A 2,552-nucleotide genomic window follows, 5' to 3' on the forward strand; every position below is an offset into this window, starting at 1 on the left:
TCTGCGCATGCTGGTGATTGGTCGTCAGTATGGACTCGGTATGGTGGCTGGAGTACTTGTTGATGTGGGCGATGGCCTCATCCACACCCTCCACCAGCTTCACGCTGATGATGGGAGCCAGATATTCCTCGTACCAGTCTTGCTCTTCGGCTTCGGCCAGCTTGGCATCCTTGACCGATTGCAAAATGGCCAGCGCCTCAGCGTCGCAGCGCATTTCCACGCCCTTGGTGGCAAAGACAGCGCCAATCTGGGGCAAAAATTCAGCCGCCACGGCGCGCGCCACCAGCAGACTTTCGCTGGCGTTACAGGGGCTGTACTTGCTGGTCTTGGCGTTGTCGGCCACCTTCACAGCCATGGCGATGTCGCAGGGGTCGTCCACATAGGTATGACAGTTGCCATCCAGATGCTTGATGACAGGCACCTTGGCTTCGCGGCTGATGCGCTCGATCAGACCCTTGCCGCCACGGGGGATGATGACATCTACATAGTCAGGCATGGCAATCAGCTGGCCCACGGCATCACGGTCGGTCGTGCCAACCAACTGCACGCCGTTTTCAGGCAAGCCTGCTTCAGCCAGCGCCTGGGCCACCAGCTTGGCCAGCGCCTTGTTGGACTCGATGGCTTCGGAGCCGCCACGCAAGATGCAGGCATTACCGCTCTTGATAGACAGGCTGGCCGCTTCAATCGTCACATTGGGGCGGCTTTCGTAAATCATGCCGAACACGCCAATGGGCACACGCATCTGGCCGACACGAATACCGCTGGGCATTTGCCTGAGGCCGCTGATCTCGCCAATCGCATCGGGCATGGCTGCCAGCTGCTCGCAGCCTTCGGCGCAGGTCTCCAGAACCTTGGGGGTCAGGCGCAGTCTATCAACCATGGGAGCTGCCAGGCCATTGGCCACGGCACGCTCAAGATCCTTGGCGTTGTCGATCTGCAGCGGCTCGACATGCGCGCGCAGCAGGCGGGCAAGCGCCTTGAGTGCTTTGTTTTTAGTAGCTGCAGACGCACTAGCCATCAGCGCAGAGGCAGCTTTTGCCTGTACGCCAAGGTGGTGCATGTATTCGACGGTGTTGAGCGCGTTCATACGGTGATTTTCGCCGAGTTGCGGGCTTTGCGCAGACAAGCCCATGCAAGAGCGTATTTATCTCGCAACCGCCACCTACACTGGGCAGCAAAATTGCAAGGAGACCTCATGACCGCCACCACCTCGCCCACGCTTCTAGAAGCCACACGCCAGCTCCAGCAACTGCGCAGCGGCTTTGCGCAACTGGCGCAAGCGCAAATCTCGGCAGCCGCCCTCAGCCAGCAGGCGCGCGCCGCCACAGCCCTGCTGCAGACGCTGCCACCGCGCTATAGCGAAGTCTTGTTCAATCTGCTGGACCGGCTTGAATCCAGCGCACTGTTTACCGAAGAAAGCTGCTCTTTCAGCCAGAAAGGCCTGTTGGACAATCTGCAAATGTGGGCTGACAAGGCACAGGGCCAGCTCAACGCCTGAAGATCAGCGCCCGGCCTGCGCCAACTGCATGGCCAGCTGACGCAAGGCCTGCCAGCTGTCGCGCGGCCAGCCTGCGCTAGGCAGACCTTTGACAATGCCGTCCACTGCATGGGCCGACTGCAACAACTGGGCAGCGCGCGCATCGCTGACGCGGGGTAGCAGCCGCTCCATCAGCCGTTCCTTGGGTCCCCAGATGCGGTTTTCGCGCAGCGCCATGGGCAGAGGCTTGCCGCCCGCCATGGCGTCTTTCACCCGTTTGATATTGCGAATATCTTCGGCCAAAGCCCAGTGCACCAGCACTTCGGCCTCGCCCTCGGCCTGCAGGCCGTCGAGCATGCGCATGCTGCGCGCGACCTGACCGGAGAGCACGGCTTCAGATAGCTTGAACACGTCATAACGCGCCACGTTGAGCACGGCCTGCTCGACCTGCTCGAAGCTCAGCTCACCTTCGGGGTGCAGCAGCGCCAGCTTCTGAATCTCCTGATGCGCAGCCAACAAGTTACCTTCCACGCGGTCAGCAAAGAATTGCAGCGTGCGCTGACCTTCCTCGCCCGCCGCCACGCGTTGGTTTTGCAGCGCCAGCCGCTGGGCAATCCAGTGCGGCAACGCGCCGCGCTCAATAGGCTCGACCTGAATGGTGACGCCCTGTGCATCCAGCGCCGAGAACCATGCGCCCGTGCGCGTGGCCTTATCCAGGCGCGGCAGGCTGATCAGCGTCAACGTGCTGTCATTGCCCTGCGCGCTGCTGGCCAGTTGCTGCAGCGCAGCGCCCCCCTCTTTGCCCGGTTTACCGCTGGGGATGCGGATTTCCAGAATCTGCTTGTCGGCAAATAGGGATAGTGAGCCCCCCGCCGCCAGCACCGCACTCCAGTCAAAGTGCGCGCCCATCACGGTGTAGCTGCTGCGCTCGGTATATCCCTGAGCACGCGCCGTGGCGCGAATGGCGTCCGCCGCTTCCTGCAGCTGCAGCGGTTCGTCCCCATGCAGCACATAGAGCGAGCGCAAGCCCTTGGCCAGATGAGAGGAAAGCTGGTTCAGCGCAAGCTGCATGAGA

General features: G+C 61.7%; 3 protein-coding genes. 1 reads left to right on the plus strand and 2 read right to left on the minus strand.

The annotated features are described in order from the left end of the window. Positions 1-1,087: glutamate-5-semialdehyde dehydrogenase (locus tag RSF91_RS19740; RefSeq protein WP_332569996.1), on the minus strand; the 1,087-nt coding region annotated here is incomplete at its 3' end. A 108-nt stretch (positions 1,088-1,195) separates the two neighbouring features. Between RSF91_RS19740 and RSF91_RS19745 the strand changes: the two genes are divergently transcribed. Then, on the plus strand, positions 1,196-1,498 hold the full coding sequence (locus tag RSF91_RS19745) for a hypothetical protein (RefSeq protein WP_332569997.1): 303 nt from the start codon (positions 1,196-1,198) through the stop codon (positions 1,496-1,498). Between the two features lie 3 nt (positions 1,499-1,501). On the opposite strand, the gene holA is transcribed toward RSF91_RS19745, so the two are convergent. Further along, positions 1,502-2,548, minus strand: a complete 1,047-nt coding sequence (holA, locus tag RSF91_RS19750; RefSeq protein WP_332569998.1) for a DNA polymerase III subunit delta — start codon at positions 2,546-2,548, stop codon at positions 1,502-1,504. Positions 2,549-2,552 lie beyond the last annotated feature (4 nt).

The sequence above is a fragment of the Comamonas sp. genome (assembly GCF_036643215.1).
In the GTDB taxonomy this organism is placed as follows: Bacteria; Pseudomonadota; Gammaproteobacteria; order Burkholderiales; family Burkholderiaceae_C; genus Comamonas.